Source organism: Paenibacillus sp. J45TS6, assembly GCF_018403285.1.
Taxonomy (GTDB): domain Bacteria; phylum Bacillota; class Bacilli; order Paenibacillales; family Paenibacillaceae; genus Paenibacillus.
The window spans coordinates 226,764-240,422 of sequence record NZ_BOSJ01000005.1 but is presented as its reverse complement, the minus strand read 5'-3'; the positions used below and the strand labels follow the sequence as shown (position 1 = coordinate 240,422).

The following is a 13,659-nucleotide window of genomic DNA, read 5'->3' as shown; positions in this document are numbered from 1 at the left end:
GTTATGCTATATTCATTTGCTTATAAACGTAAGAAAACGACTCTTACATAAAATAACTGCTGCACTTTTTATAATCTTGCTAATAACCCACAGGAAGTAAAACCTGCTCCAACCGACCACATGATATGGTGATCACCTTGCTTAAGCTTCCCATCTTCAATTGCATGATAAAGAGCAAGGAATGGACTTGTTGTTCCCGTATAAGCATATTTGTTACCTACGTAAGTAAACTTTGATGAGTCCTCTTCTAATGCTTCTACTAAGTAATCAATCTTTGTCGAAAGTACCTGAGAGATTGAATAATGGGTGATGCCATCTTTGGTAAGACCATGATCTTTTAAAAGATCATTTATTACAGCGGGTGCCTTAGCAAACATGCTATCCACTTTATAGGAATCGGACACCTTTGTTTGAATTATTTTTGAATTCTTAAATCCATGCTCAGGTAATACTAAATCTTCTGGTCTTTCAGAATGGGTAATATAAGAAGAGTCAATTAAACCGTAACCCTCTTCTTCTACTCTTTCTAAAATAATAGCGCATGCAGCGTCACCACTTAGACCTATATGTACCAAGTTTTCAGGCTTATAGAAGTTGCCTACTTGCTCAGATCCAACGATAAGCGCGTATTTCATTTTTGGATTATGTAACATTGCTCTACTTACTTGATCATATGACACAACCATACCTGCACAATTCGCGTTCTGATCATAGATAGCACATTGATCTTTACCACCAATTGCTTTATGAACAAAAGCTGCATCGGTAGGTATATTATACTCGTGAGTACCAGACGATATGGTTATCAGATCTAACTGCTCACCACTCATATTTGCTGCTTGCAGTACTTTTTTAGCCGCTTCAATCGCCATCGTTACGGTGGTTTCTTGTTCATCTGCTAGATATCTTTTATCTCTTCCTAAATGGGTCCACATACCAAGAAGTCTTTCTCGATCAGGCGAAGAAGAAGCCACTTCTTCATTCGTATATGAGTTCTCTGGATGATACACTGCAATCTGTTTTAATCTAACACTGGGCAATCAAAACACACTCCTTATAATCCTAGAATTGCTTTAGCTTCTTCCGTTGTTTTTACAAACTGACCTGTAAACCCTTCTACTTTTTTGGCCGTATTATGAAGCTGAATGTTAACAATTGTTTTCTTAGCTTCTACCATTATGCATCTTCCAAATTTAGAGTAGATCTCATAACACTCTGCTAAAACCGGTAGAATCTCTTGTTTAAATACAGCTAGATTTGTAGAATCAATAACGATCGTTTGATTTGCAATGTGTGGACCTAAAGTAGCTTTCAAATCAGCAACCTTTTGATTGGTTAACTCTAAACTAGCGAACCCTTCTAGATCTACCCAAATAATATTACCTTCATTATAAAACTTTGTAGTTGCTTCCATTTTTAACATCTCCTTTTGATTTTTTCTAATACGAGATATCACTGACGAGCTTTTCTTAGCCCACCTCCTTAAAAAAAGAACTTTTTTCAATATTTGGTCATACAGAGAGGTTATCGGCATTTTTTAGTTTAAAGTGAAGATATTGTATTTAAAATCATGAATTATGTACTTTACATACTAATTAATGGATGAGAATAGGAACTTTATTTATTTTTCAGAGCAAAAAAGCCTGGCTCATAACCAGGCTCAAGATTACAAAAATTATAGTTTAATATATTCTACCCACTGCTTATACAGTTCCGGCTTGGTACACTGAAAGATCCCTTCAAAATCATGAGGATTTCGGATCACTTTGTTTAAAGCATCTATTCCGTACCGATCCATCACAAATTCCACCATCATATAGGAAAACTGAAATCCTTTCATCGTTTCAAAGTCCCAGGTATCGTTATCTAGATCATCAAAAGAAGGGATCGCCAAATTGCGAATGGCATCTTCCGTTGAACTTTTTATATAGTCTTTGGTCATCTGCTTGGCCTCGTATCCGCCTATTCCCTGTCTAATCCATTTGGGAGCAGAAGGATTAATATCTTCGATTAGCCACATGGTAAATAAATGGACAGCCCCTTTTAAAATAGACTCATAGGTATGATCAGGTCCAGGGTTTAGGGGAGAAACTATTTTCAGAATATGACCTTCATACGTTCCCATAAACCAACCCGGTGCACCTGGTTCTCCGACTGCATGATGGAATGCTTGCAGGTCAGGATAAATTTCAATAACGATTTTTTGAGAAGGTTGGTGATTGTACTTGCTTGTCACTCGTTCAACACTTATCTTTAATTCATCGAATAAGTCCTGATGCACCTTATTTAGACGTTCGTTTGTACCTTGACTGTCACCCTTATTAACAATGGAAATCATATCTTGAATAGACATGATGGCAATGTCCCCCCATTCTTTTAATTCTTTTCTTAGTTTCTCCAAAGCTCGGTACAATCTGTTCTTCACAGCACTCTCGCGCATTCCAACAATTTTGGATATTTCAGACAACGTGCAATCCACAAAAAAACGTAGTGCAATAATTTCCTGGTCAATCTCACTCAGTTTTCTTAACGCAGAACTAATATCAATTCGAATATCCACATGTTTCGTAAATTCAAGAGAGATTGACTGCGATTCATAATCTGTAAAATCAAATGGTGATTCTTTTTGCCGTGATAACCTGCGATATTCGTTCTTCACTGTATTCTGAGCAATCTTAAATATCCAAGTGAACAAATTAGAGTTGCCTTTAAAGCGGTGAAAGTTCTCGACAGCTTTTAAAAACACCTGTTGTGTCAAGTCATCTGCAGCCATCGGATTTACTTTCAGTGCGAAATATTTGCGTATTCTCTCACGATACTGCTCATACGTGTGATCGAAACTTGTAATGCGATCCTGTTCATCCGGATAAACAGGAGTGTTGTCATGAGCTCCTGACATGGTGAGAACCTCCTCTTGATTTACATTTAATTAGACACCGGCGGGAGCCAAAAAGCCACTTATAAACAAAAAATAAATTTATGCTCTATGTATAAAGAAAAAAACACCCTGAAAAATACAGGATGCTTTGTTTGTTATAGTTAAAGCCTTTAGCTTTGAACTTTACGTTCTTTCTTTCCGTATAACAGGTAATACAAGAAAAGCGTGGCTAATATAATGAATCCGAGTATTACATACAAACCATCATAACCTGTCGCTGGAATGAGTAATCCAAGAATAGAGGGCCCAAAACCGTTTCCTAGATCATAAAATATAAAGAAGGTTGCAGTCGCTAAGCCAACTCGGTGGGGTTCAGCTAAACTAATGGCTATGGCTTGGGATATAGAAGATATATTACCAAACCCAAGAGCTACTAAAGCTCCTGCCAATAACAATATAGCGCTGCTAGAAGCAGAACCTAAGAAGAGCATTCCTGCGCCATAAATAATAAGAGCGGGATATATGATAATGTTTGCTCCTTTTTTGTCCATCAAACGTCCTGTAAAAGGTCGTGATATCAAGACAAAGACAGTATAGATCATAAAGAAAAAACTTGCTGCTTCTATTAGCCCTAATTCCAAAGCATAAACATTCAAATAGGATACTATACCGGAAAAACAAAATGCCATTATAAACATAATAATTCCTATTGGTATCGCTTTAGGCTCAATAAAGTCAGAGATTTTCAATCCTTTTTCTTTCTTTATCGTTGCCTTATTCGTTACAGAAAACTTCACAAAAATTCCGATGACTACATTTATAATTCCTAGGATCAGTGAGAAAGTGAAAATCATATTGAAATTTGCATTTTGGCTCATATTCAAACCAATAAATGGACCAATACCCGTGGCCAGTGCCGTACTAATTGCAAAGTAACTAATCCCTTCCCCTTTTCGTGAAGTAGGAAGGTTAAGTACGACAACTGTACTTACAACCGTAGTTATTATACCTAATGTGATCCCGTTCAAAAAACGACTTAAGATGAGAAAACCAATGTTAAAATGAACAAAGTAAAGTAATGTTGTTAAAATGAAAAAAAGTAACGAGGTCATCAATATTTTTTTGGTTTGTACAAGACGTCCTGTAAATAAACGTCCTAATAAGGAACCAATAATGAAGATCCCTGCAATGATCCCCGCCTCGCTGGTAGATGCATTAAATTCTTGAATTGAATATAGCGTAATCGTCGCGTTTAATAAAAAGAAAATTAATGTCATAAAGAAATTGATTAACGAAAGAATAATAAAATTTTTCGTCCATAGTTTCGTGTTTATCTGACTCATCGTTGTTCTCCTGCCTATCTTGTTAATTCGTAAATGAATAGATTCTTAATTTCACAAATAAATCGAGACCCTTCAAGGGCCTCGATTTATTTGGTCACTGGTCTTCACAGCGACTCATATTCCTCACGTCGTCGTGGATATTAAAAAGTGTACGATTCTCCGTCTTCGGGAATGAATAAACGGGAGGAAAATCCTTTTTCTTCTCCAAAGCGTTTCAGTTCTTTTCTAGATAGTGTCCAGTGGTTAACTGCTTCCATGTGTACAGCGATAATGTTGGTGTTGGGAGCCGCCTTATGCACCTTATAAACATCTTCTTTGCCCATGATAAGTGAACCCATATCATTCCAAACATTATCGCCAGCGTTCAAGACGATAATTTCAGGATTGTGGGAATCTATTTCTTTTTGGACACCGTCATACCATACTGTATCTCCAGCTATGTATAATGTCTTCTCGTTGGCATGTTTAAATACAACACCACACACCTGCCCCATCCTTTCTAACAATTCTTCCCCTCTACCGTGCTCACCTTGTGTTTTAATTAATTGAATACCCTCAAAAATCGTATCTTCAGCAAGTATTTCTACTTGCTCAAAACCGTCGTTTTTAACTTGAATAGCATCCTGTTCGTTCTGTACAAAAACTTTAATACCTTTTGGAAGCATTTCTTTTGCTATATCATCGTAATGATCTAGATGCAAATGAGTCAGTATCACGGCATCGACGTCCTTGATGATTTCAGATATGGACATCGGTAAATCGATGAGAGGGTTTCTTTTATCCTCTCTGATCCCTGCCAAAAATGGAGGATACAGATCTTTATCCGCGAGTAGTGGATCAATCAAGAATTTTTTACCTGCATAATGGACAATAATTGTCGCATTTCGGATTTGTTGAATGAACATATGAAAGAAAATCTCCTTTTGTTTTTCTATTTTGTTTCGCAACAAGGTTCAGTTTATACTAGATGCTACGTTCAATTACACAGATTAAATAAAGTGTATTGACCTTTTTACTTTATTTTTTAAAGGAGATGCGCCAGATTTGGATCAAACAGATAAACGAATTATTGAAGAGCTAAGTCAAAATAGCCGAATTACAATGAAAGAATTAGGGGCAAGAGTTCACCTCACTGGTGCCGCAGCAGCAGCCCGTGTGGAGAAACTAGAAGATACTGGAGTTATAGAGGGGTACAGCATTAAGGTTAATCAAACAAAATTAGGTTGTTTTACGTATGCATTTCTTAACATTTATATAAAAAGCACACACCACCAACCATTTCTTTCATTTATTCGAGAAAAAAGGGAGCATATCCTCAATAATTATAAAATAAGCGGAGATGGTTGCTATCTGCTAGAATGCAGGTTTCCAAGTAATGAAGCGTTAAACCAATTCTTATTAGATTTAAATAATTACGCTAACTACAAATTATCTATTGTGATTGATAAAACCTTATAAGAAAGAACCTAAACGGCGGTTTTAGACAAGGTAGATATTGTTAAAAATCTGCTCGTTAAAAAGGAAGCCAATTTGCATCCGATGGCTTCCTTTATATTTTATTGATCCATTTCTTCTTACTTTCTCACACTGTAACTTATCATTTCTAAAAAGAATAAGTATCTCCGTCGTTAGGAACCAGAATATCATTAGCTAGTTTCTTCTCTTCGATAAACTCATTCAATTCTGCTCTAGACAGCCCCCAATGATTAACTGCCTCCATGTGAACAACTACAATTTTATGACACTTACGTGCCGAAGACTTTCGTACCGATATTTTCTCCCTTCAAATTCTGAAGTTCTAATTCAAATCGATTTATTGAGGAAAATAGTTCTCAATCTGATCTAGATCCTCTTTATCTAATTCCCAATCTAGGGTTTTTAAATTATCATCAATGTGCTTTTTGTTAACTGCCTTGGGTATAGTAACGATACTTTCCTGCCTTAATATCCAATTCATCGCAACCTGGTATGCTGTTTTATCGTACTTGCTCCCTATGGTATCCAGTATCTTTTTAAGTATCTGAAGGAAGGATGAAAGAAGTTGAAGACAAAAAAGAAGTGGTATGTACTATCGGGTAGTCTTGTTCTGGGATTAGCGCTTGGTATTTGGTTTGTTTTAAGTTCTGATATTTTACTAGGATGGCCATCTCCATCTAAGCAACAGGAATATTACAGAGGTACTATTGTAAAAATCGTTGAGGAAAATTCCACAATTGATGGAGATAAAGTACTTCATTCTATACAAATCGATACCGGAGATGTGTTAACAGTAACTAGAAATACAATGTTTTTTCACCAGTCAAGTGATGTCAAACGAACAGAATCCGATTTTGATATAATACAAGAAGGTGTTGAAGTCGAAGCATGGAGTAGACAAGTCAATAATCATATGTTTGAAGCATTTGAAATAACAGTGATATAGAAGATCAATAAAAAACGAAACTTAATAACCTACATCAATGTGTTGAAATGGGGCCTGAAGTAATGTCTTCACCTAAACTTAAAGCAAAGTTGATCTATTTAGGTATAATCGTAATTGTTTTTATATTTTGTTCTAACTTATTCTTTTATAAGAGCACAACTTCCGCTATTGTTACTCTAAATTCTGTAAAAGACAATTCAATCAACGTTTTACTTGGAGATTCGATCACTACTGTCGATATTAAAGTTCCTGAAATCGTAAGCGATCTTTTAATAGAGGGAGATCAATATTTCATAGGATATGATACTTATCCTGTCTGGGGATCAAAGCTAACTAAGATTGAGCCATTACCGTAACACGAAAACTTGTAACTCTGCAATTTCAGATCGATAAGGGGCGGAATTTACCGTGCTTTTTTCCCCGTTCACAACTATCCGCCCGTTAATTTTACAACGATAACATATTGTTTAGTCACCACAATCGTCTTATCAGTCCTTAAGTCTTTCTATCTGACCCGCAATAATTTGCGGGGGATCGGACTGCATTACAGTATATTCACCTTTGTCATTCGTTTTTGGGGTTACATTGACTTTTTCACCTATCTCAAGCTCGTTATAGAGCTGGGTATCCTCGACAATATAATTGATTAATTCGATATTATTCTTTTTGAACTCAGCAAAGGTCTTACTTTCAGAATCTTTCTGTGTAATATTCTTCGCTACTAAGATTCTTTGGTCTTCCTTCGAAATAATATAATCCCCCTTAGTGGCTTCGGGCGACGCATTGCAACCGCTAAGTATACATATGGCAAATACCAAGGCAAGACCTAAAACCAACTTTCTCATTATTTCAACTCCTTCGCGTAAGACTTTCTGCTTTGTTAGACGAAGATGGAATAGATTTGTTGAGTAAACTACCCATATGATTAACGAAAAATAGAGCTGCTGCCAACCGGCAAACTGCTCTATGCTGTTTCTGCACTACTATTCTGTTTGTAAAAGATTCATAAAAAAAGTGGATATATTGCGCTTTAACAACTAAACATGCCTTTGCAGCTTGATACTACATTCTGAGGTTGTCGTGGTGACATACTCCATATAATTTACAGAGCCGTTAAAGTTTAAATAAGCTTCATAACGCATGCGGATCGCAAGTAAAGTAATGAAATCTAGAACATTTTCCTTTGGAACCCACCTGCAATCGCTCGTTTCATTAGAAGTAGCTAACTCTCCACCCACGGCTTTGCACACAAAATCAAACATAACCTTCGTAGGAACATCCGTCACACCGTCATACCATTTATGGATTGCTGTATTAGAAACAATGTTAACTATATGGCTAACCGTGGCGTCAATTCCACTTTCCTCTTTGATTTCACGAATCACGCCATCTATCAGATTTTCTCCAACTTCCGTTATCCCACCAGGATACACCCAACCATCGTCATGGGCTTTTACTAAGAGGATATTTCCATTTCCATCTTCTACAATTCCGCCAGCCGATACAATATGTGTCGGAAACGCCATTTAAAGACCTCCTAATACCGTAAGTTGTATATTTATTACACAAACTTCCTGTATTCTCCTTCTTTCGCGAATTTGAACTGTTCCATTCTAACTCACCTATTGCTTTCTAAAGGAATCCTGTACCACACACTTCATTTAGGAATTCAGCACGTTCTATTTCTTTTGCCCAAAATAATAGTTCTTCATCGTTCCCATGGCTACCAATACATTGAAAACCTAATGGCATTCCGTCCACTTTCATTATCGGTATGCTGATCGTTGGAAGTCCTGCGTAAGACCAGATCGCTGTCATTCCCGCCCAACCCGTTTTTTCGTAACCTTTCGGCGCTACTCCACCTTGCGCTGGTGTAACCCACAAATCGATACCTTCTTTTCTTTTGGTCTTTTCAAGTTCCATTCTAAGTTTCATTTGTCCATTACGGAGTTGTTCTAATTCCTCTATTGGTATAGCTTGCCCGCTTGTAATTGCCGCTTTTACTGAAGAACCATACAGATTCTCATACTGACGGAACCAAGTTTCGTGAACCTGTGCCATTTCGCCTTGTACCATTCTTACCATGGCATCGCCTAATATTAAATCTTCATCCCAGGGCATATCGACAAAACGAATGGTGTACCCCCTCTTTTCTAGTGTTTTAAGCTGATTTTCAAAAGCACTTTTAACATCATCGAACATAAGATTCATGAAAGTACCCTTTGGAACGCCAAGAACAGGTCTTTTATCTGATTGAAAGGAGCACCAGTTAGGAATGAAATGAGAACTTGCATAGTTCATGCTGTTGGTATCCTGTGTGAAAAATCCGATGGTATCAAATGAGGGAGATAATAAGATAACTCCATCAAGTGTAATACGTGCATAACTTGGTTTAAATCCAACTACACCACAAAACGATGCAGGAGCAATTACCGAACGGAGGGTCTGAGTTCCGACCGCTATTGGACATATACCAGAGGCAACGGACGCAGCAGACCCAGCGCTTGAGCCGCCAGCTGTGTGTTCCATGTTATGAGGATTGCGTGTAGGGATTATACTATGGTAAGCAAATTCTTCGGTAATGGTTTTCCCTGCGAATATCGCACCCATTGATCGAAGATTCGAGATAAAGGACCCTTCTTTGGTGGTCAAAACGTTAACGGGAAGCTCGGAACCGGCCCTAGTTGGAAATCCATTAACATGAATTAAATCTTTAATAGCAAAAGGAACACCGAAAAATGGAGGTTTTTCATCAGGAAACTTTTCTAATAAACTACTCAGATCCCTTTTTAAACGATCATTTAGATCATCTTCATGAATAAAAGCTTTTACATGGGGTTCAATAGTAGAGTAGCGTTCATAAAAATTTGTTAAATAATCTGTTAACGAAACTTTATCTCTGTCCGCTAATGTTGCTCTATTAAGAAACACTAATATATCCCCCTAAAAATGATATATGATCACGAGTTCGATATTACATTGATATTACATTGATATTTCATTGAGCTATTCCTTATTAGCCTAACAAGTCGCTGATATTATAAATGTTCCAAAAAATTTTCAACGGTTACATTCCACTGTCCATTTGAATATTCCACTTTATGAATACCTGTATTGGAAGCTGGGAAAGATTTGTTCTTATTTGTCCATTCCAGACCTTTTAAAATATGGTAGACGACATTAATCACTCCGCCATGAGTAACAATGAATACGTTTTCAAGATGATTATTAGTTAATTGCTCCTCACATAACCTTTTAAATGTTTCTTTAATCCGCAGATAATACTCCTTAGGACTCTCACCTTCAGGATACCTCTCTTCCATTTGTAAACTTGAGAAATATAGCCCTGGGAATCGTTCATTGACGATTTCGTTAGGCATTCCAGCAATTACACCATTATTCGTTTCTCTCCACTCGCTGTTACTTTCAACGGATAAATTCAAATTTTTTGCGATCTCATTCGCTGTATCAAGCGCCCGCTGTAAGTCGCTACTCACGATACGATGTACTTGATATGAACTCTGGTTATTCTTAAGATAAGAACCTAACTTTTCTGATTGCCGATAGCCTTCAACATTAAGTCCTCTTTGACTCCAGCCTCCGCGATATCCTTCATCGTCTGCCCCATGTCTCACAAAATAAATAGTCATATACTTCCCCCTAGGATTCACACTCTTTACTTGTTCCGATGGCAATTTCCATAAAAATCGACTCATAACAATATTAACATATATTGGAATATAGTTACCTATTTACAACAAGCAAGTAATTCTAAATAAGCAGGATGTCTTTGAATGAATAGAGTTGTAGACAGAGTTGTGGATTAATTCGAAGAAAATAGGTAAGTGAGGTTAATATGTACGATTCCCTACTTCCATTGCCGCCAGTTCCTGAGGGAAAATATCTTCTGGAGGTACCATACGCTTCGGGAGGGTCCTACCCGACATAATCTCTTGGGTAGCCTGCATCAATAAAGGACCAAGGAGTGGATTGCATTCAACGACTGCATTAATATTTCCAGCAATCATTTGTTCAAAGGCCCGCCGCGTCCCATCAACAGAAATGATAATAATATCTGTGCCTGGTTTCAGCCCAGCTTCCTCAATCGCTTTTACTGCGCCAATAGCCATGTCATCATTATGGGAAAATAGCACCTGCGGCCATTCATCGTCAGAGAGGCTCAGAAATTCCCGCATGACTTTATAACCTCCTGCCGTAGTAAAATCTGCAGATTGGGTCAGCGTAATTTCAAAGGCTTTCTGCCCCTTGATCATTTTCCGAAACCCTCGTCCACGGTCAATCGAAGGAGTTGATCCAATCGTACCCTGCAGTTCGGCAATTTTTATTCGTCCTGAATAGTTACGCATTTTGTCCAGCATATATTTAGCGGCCTTTACCCCTTCTTCAAAAAAATCGGAACCAATGCAGGTAACATATAGCGAGTGGTCTTTCACATTAACAGCGCGATCAAGAATGATGACAGGAATACCTGCCTGTTTGGCTTCCTGAAGAATATCATCCCAACCGGTCTGCACGACAGGCGCGATCGCGATAACATCTACTTTGCTCTCTATAAACGAACGGATTGCTTCCACTTGGTTTTGTTGGGATTGCTGAGCATTTTTCATAATCAAAGTAATGCCAGCCTCAAGGGCTGCCGCTTTTATAGAATTCGTATTTGCAGCTCTCCAGGTACTCTCTGAGCCTAACTGGGAGAAACCGAGTACAATCGTTTTGGCTGCAGGCAACTCCGCGGACGGAATATTGATACTCACCGGAATTTCCGCTGGCGTAATCGAAGGATGGGCGATCCTCTCTCCTGTTTCAAAACAACCAGTTAACAACAAAAACATGAGGCAAATCAACCATTTCACCACTTTAACTAGATCCCCCCATCAATCAATGATAGCGATTACATAATATCACAAAAAAAACACCGGATAACCAGAGCTGGGTCAGAGCTGGATTCCCGATGTTAATTGTATCAACATTTCTAGCGTAAGAACAGCTGTTACTGCTTTAAAACAGAACGTCTTTCACTAAGTATTCGCTGAAACAGAATAAAGATGAAAAGAAGCAAGCCGATAACAATTTTTGTCCACCATGAGCTGAGCGTGCCATCAAAGCTAATCAGGGTTTGAATTACTCCCTGAATCAGGACACCAAAAAAGGTTCCAAGGACATAACCGACCCCTCCGGTAAGTAAAGTCCCACCAATTACGACCGCAGCAATCGTGTCCAGCTCAAAGCCAACTGCATGTAGTCCATATCCCGACAACATATAGAACGTAAACACAACACCGGCTAACGCGGAACAGAATCCACTAAACGTGTAGACTAGTACTTTGGTTCGCGCTACCGGAAGTCCCATGAGGAGCGCCGATTGCTCGTTCCCTCCAAGAGCGTACACATTGCGGCCAAACCGAGTATAGTGTGCGATAAAGATCGCAGCGGCTGTGACAATCAAAGCAATAATAGCGCTAATAGAAATAAAGCTTCCTCCTGGGAGCGTGATCTTCGTCTGAGCAACAGCGGTATAGAAGGCATTATCAATCGTTATCGTATCAATACTGATCACATAGCATAATCCACGAGCCAAGAACATTCCTGCTAAAGTCACGATAAAAGGTTGAATTTTAAAATAATGGATTATGGCTCCCATTCCGGAACCGAATAGGGCACCCATAACCAGTACTAGCGGAATAACGACTGCAGGAGACCACCCCTGCTGCTGAATTAAGCTCGCTGACACCATTGTCGTGAGCGCAATCATCGAACCGACAGACAAATCAATGCCACCCGAGAGGATGACAAAGGACATACCAACAGCAGTGATCAACAGAAAAGCATTATCTACGAAAAGATTCAACAACACTTGAAGAGAGAAAAAACCAGTATAAAGAAAAGAACCTGCAATAAACATGATCAGAAACAGTGTTATCGTTACAATTATGGGAATGTACTTGCTTTTAAGATACATGGCGTGAAATCTCCTTCTCTCCTGGATAATGCCGCGTTCTCCAGCGCAAGGCGATGGCGGATCGGAAAGCAGATGACTGGACCAAACAGACCATAAGAACTACGAAAGCTTTGACAACTAACGTAATCTCCGGCGGAACGCCTATCATGTAGATCGTTGTAGTCAGCGTTTGGATAATCAAGGCGCCTACAACCGTTCCGAGCAAATAGAATCGTCCTCCGTTAAGTGAAGTTCCGCCGATTACGACTGCGAGAATTGCATCGAGCTCATACCATAGTCCAGCGTTATTGCCATCAGCGCTAGATACATTCGAACTTAACAGCAATCCGGCTATGCCGGCACACAATCCGCAAAACAAATAAACAGATATGATAACCGAGTGGGCTCGAATACCAGACATCAGACTCGCTACCGGGTTACAGCCCACCGATTCAATGAACAGCCCAAGTGCAGTCTTACGAGTGAGCAGTGCTGCAATTACGAGAACAGTCGCAACTACAAAGATGGAGAATGGTAAAGTAGCAAGGGAACCGGAACCGATGTAAGAGTACTTTTCACTAGTTACGGTGATAATCTGCCCTCCCGTAATGAGTTGAGCTATTCCCCGCCCGGCCACCATAAGAATCAAAGTGGCAATGATCGGCTGAATTCCAACAGCGGATACCAGCACCCCATTCCATATACCTAAAATAAGAGATAGTCCCACTGACATAAGTACCGACAACAGGATCAAGGAGAGCATATTCTGATCCGAAGCTTTACTGATAGAAAGACAGGAAATAGCTCCCGATATCGCCACGATTGATCCGACGGACAAATCAATCCCTCTTGTAGCCACTACAAGAGTCATCCCAATCGCTACCAGGATCAAAGGGGCCCCAAAGTTGAGAATATCGATCAGACTACCGTATAAATGTCCGTTTTGCAGCGTAATTGAGAAGAAATCAGGAGAATAAATAAAATTAAATAACATCAGTGCAGCCAGTACGCACAGTGGCCAGAATAAATGATGTTTATAAATGGTTTTCATATGATC

16 protein-coding genes and 1 pseudogene are annotated in these 13,659 nt (G+C 38.8%); 3 read left to right on the top strand and 14 right to left on the bottom strand.

From position 1 onward, the window contains the following. Positions 1–68: 68 nt before the first annotated feature. From KJS58_RS10305 to KJS58_RS10285, 5 genes are all read right to left on the bottom strand, one after another. Positions 69–1,040, bottom strand: coding sequence for a 3-oxoacyl-[acyl-carrier-protein] synthase III C-terminal domain-containing protein (locus KJS58_RS10305; protein WP_213532437.1), 972 nt, complete (start codon positions 1,038–1,040; stop codon positions 69–71). Positions 1,041–1,054: 14 nt separating this feature from the next. After that, the gene (locus tag KJS58_RS10300; protein ID WP_213532436.1) at positions 1,055–1,414 is read right to left on the bottom strand and encodes a hypothetical protein; all 360 of its coding nucleotides are present in this window, start codon (positions 1,412–1,414) and stop codon (positions 1,055–1,057) included. Between the two features lie 261 nt (positions 1,415–1,675). Continuing rightward, on the bottom strand, positions 1,676–2,899 hold the full coding sequence (locus tag KJS58_RS10295; protein ID WP_213532435.1) for an RNA polymerase sigma factor: 1,224 nt from the start codon (positions 2,897–2,899) through the stop codon (positions 1,676–1,678). A 149-nt stretch (positions 2,900–3,048) separates the two neighbouring features. After that, the gene (locus KJS58_RS10290) at positions 3,049–4,221 is read right to left on the bottom strand and encodes an MFS transporter (RefSeq protein ID WP_213532434.1); all 1,173 of its coding nucleotides are present in this window, start codon (positions 4,219–4,221) and stop codon (positions 3,049–3,051) included. A 140-nt stretch (positions 4,222–4,361) separates the two neighbouring features. Then, on the bottom strand, positions 4,362–5,126 hold the full coding sequence (locus tag KJS58_RS10285) for an MBL fold metallo-hydrolase (protein WP_213532433.1): 765 nt from the start codon (positions 5,124–5,126) through the stop codon (positions 4,362–4,364). Between the two features lie 139 nt (positions 5,127–5,265). Between KJS58_RS10285 and KJS58_RS10280 the strand changes: the two genes are divergently transcribed. Next, positions 5,266–5,679 carry an Lrp/AsnC family transcriptional regulator gene (locus KJS58_RS10280; protein WP_213532432.1) on the top strand — a complete coding sequence of 138 codons (414 nt, stop codon included), beginning with the start codon at positions 5,266–5,268 and terminating at the stop codon, positions 5,677–5,679. A gap of 145 nt (positions 5,680–5,824) precedes the next feature. Here KJS58_RS10280 and KJS58_RS25450 read toward each other — a convergent pair. Together KJS58_RS25450 and KJS58_RS25765 are read right to left on the bottom strand one after the other, a co-directional pair. Next, positions 5,825–5,959 (bottom strand): annotated as a pseudogene (locus tag KJS58_RS25450) (MBL fold metallo-hydrolase); the annotation flags it as partial. A 75-nt stretch (positions 5,960–6,034) separates the two neighbouring features. Further along, a complete protein-coding gene (locus KJS58_RS25765) occupies positions 6,035–6,226 on the bottom strand; it encodes an aldo/keto reductase (RefSeq protein WP_374705802.1) in 192 nt (63 codons plus the stop codon). 36 nt (positions 6,227–6,262) lie between these two features. Here KJS58_RS25765 and KJS58_RS10270 point away from each other — a divergent pair, with 36 nt between their 5' ends. Together KJS58_RS10270 and KJS58_RS10265 are read left to right on the top strand one after the other, a co-directional pair. After that, the gene (locus tag KJS58_RS10270; RefSeq protein ID WP_213532431.1) at positions 6,263–6,643 is read left to right on the top strand and encodes a hypothetical protein; all 381 of its coding nucleotides are present in this window, start codon (positions 6,263–6,265) and stop codon (positions 6,641–6,643) included. A gap of 62 nt (positions 6,644–6,705) precedes the next feature. Continuing rightward, a complete protein-coding gene (locus KJS58_RS10265) occupies positions 6,706–6,999 on the top strand; it encodes a hypothetical protein (protein ID WP_213532430.1) in 294 nt (97 codons plus the stop codon). Positions 7,000–7,131: 132 nt separating this feature from the next. Here KJS58_RS10265 and KJS58_RS10260 read toward each other — a convergent pair whose 3' ends face one another. The 7 genes from KJS58_RS10260 to KJS58_RS10230 all read right to left on the bottom strand — a co-directional run bounded on the left by KJS58_RS10260 (position 7,132) and on the right by KJS58_RS10230 (position 13,653). After that, a complete protein-coding gene (locus tag KJS58_RS10260) occupies positions 7,132–7,488 on the bottom strand; it encodes a DUF3221 domain-containing protein (RefSeq protein ID WP_213532429.1) in 357 nt (118 codons plus the stop codon). Between the two features lie 192 nt (positions 7,489–7,680). Continuing rightward, positions 7,681–8,169, bottom strand: coding sequence for an NUDIX hydrolase (locus KJS58_RS10255; RefSeq protein ID WP_213532428.1), 489 nt, complete (start codon positions 8,167–8,169; stop codon positions 7,681–7,683). A gap of 106 nt (positions 8,170–8,275) precedes the next feature. Further along, positions 8,276–9,574, bottom strand: coding sequence for an amidase (locus tag KJS58_RS10250; protein ID WP_213532427.1), 1,299 nt, complete (start codon positions 9,572–9,574; stop codon positions 8,276–8,278). Positions 9,575–9,681: 107 nt separating this feature from the next. Then, entirely contained in the window at positions 9,682–10,293 is a 612-nt protein-coding gene (locus tag KJS58_RS10245; protein WP_213532426.1) for a histidine phosphatase family protein, read from the bottom strand. Between the two features lie 201 nt (positions 10,294–10,494). Then, positions 10,495–11,520 (bottom strand): ABC transporter substrate-binding protein, encoded by a 1,026-nt coding sequence (locus KJS58_RS10240; protein WP_249717149.1) that lies wholly within the window; start codon positions 11,518–11,520, stop codon positions 10,495–10,497. 134 nt (positions 11,521–11,654) lie between these two features. Beyond that, positions 11,655–12,623 (bottom strand): galactofuranose ABC transporter, permease protein YjfF, encoded by a 969-nt coding sequence (gene yjfF, locus KJS58_RS10235; protein ID WP_213532425.1) that lies wholly within the window; start codon positions 12,621–12,623, stop codon positions 11,655–11,657. Continuing rightward, positions 12,613–13,653 (bottom strand): ABC transporter permease, encoded by a 1,041-nt coding sequence (locus KJS58_RS10230; protein WP_213532424.1) that lies wholly within the window; start codon positions 13,651–13,653, stop codon positions 12,613–12,615. The genes yjfF and KJS58_RS10230 overlap by 11 nt, the downstream gene beginning before the upstream one ends. Positions 13,654–13,659 lie beyond the last annotated feature (6 nt).

Coding starts and splice junctions, on each gene's coding strand:
- KJS58_RS10300 (WP_213532436.1), bottom strand. CDS start 1,414: ATGGAAGCAACTACAAAGTTTTATAATGAAGGTAATATTATTTGGGTA.
- KJS58_RS10295 (WP_213532435.1), bottom strand. CDS start 2,899: ATGTCAGGAGCTCATGACAACACTCCTGTTTATCCGGATGAACAGGAT.
- KJS58_RS10290 (WP_213532434.1), bottom strand. CDS start 4,221: ATGAGTCAGATAAACACGAAACTATGGACGAAAAATTTTATTATTCTT.
- KJS58_RS10285 (WP_213532433.1), bottom strand. CDS start 5,126: ATGTTCATTCAACAAATCCGAAATGCGACAATTATTGTCCATTATGCA.
- KJS58_RS10265 (WP_213532430.1), top strand. CDS start 6,706: ATGTCTTCACCTAAACTTAAAGCAAAGTTGATCTATTTAGGTATAATC.
- KJS58_RS10260 (WP_213532429.1), bottom strand. CDS start 7,488: ATGAGAAAGTTGGTTTTAGGTCTTGCCTTGGTATTTGCCATATGTATA.
- KJS58_RS10255 (WP_213532428.1), bottom strand. CDS start 8,169: ATGGCGTTTCCGACACATATTGTATCGGCTGGCGGAATTGTAGAAGAT.
- KJS58_RS10245 (WP_213532426.1), bottom strand. CDS start 10,293: ATGACTATTTATTTTGTGAGACATGGGGCAGACGATGAAGGATATCGC.
- yjfF (WP_213532425.1), bottom strand. CDS start 12,623: ATGTATCTTAAAAGCAAGTACATTCCCATAATTGTAACGATAACACTG.
- KJS58_RS10230 (WP_213532424.1), bottom strand. CDS start 13,653: ATGAAAACCATTTATAAACATCATTTATTCTGGCCACTGTGCGTACTG.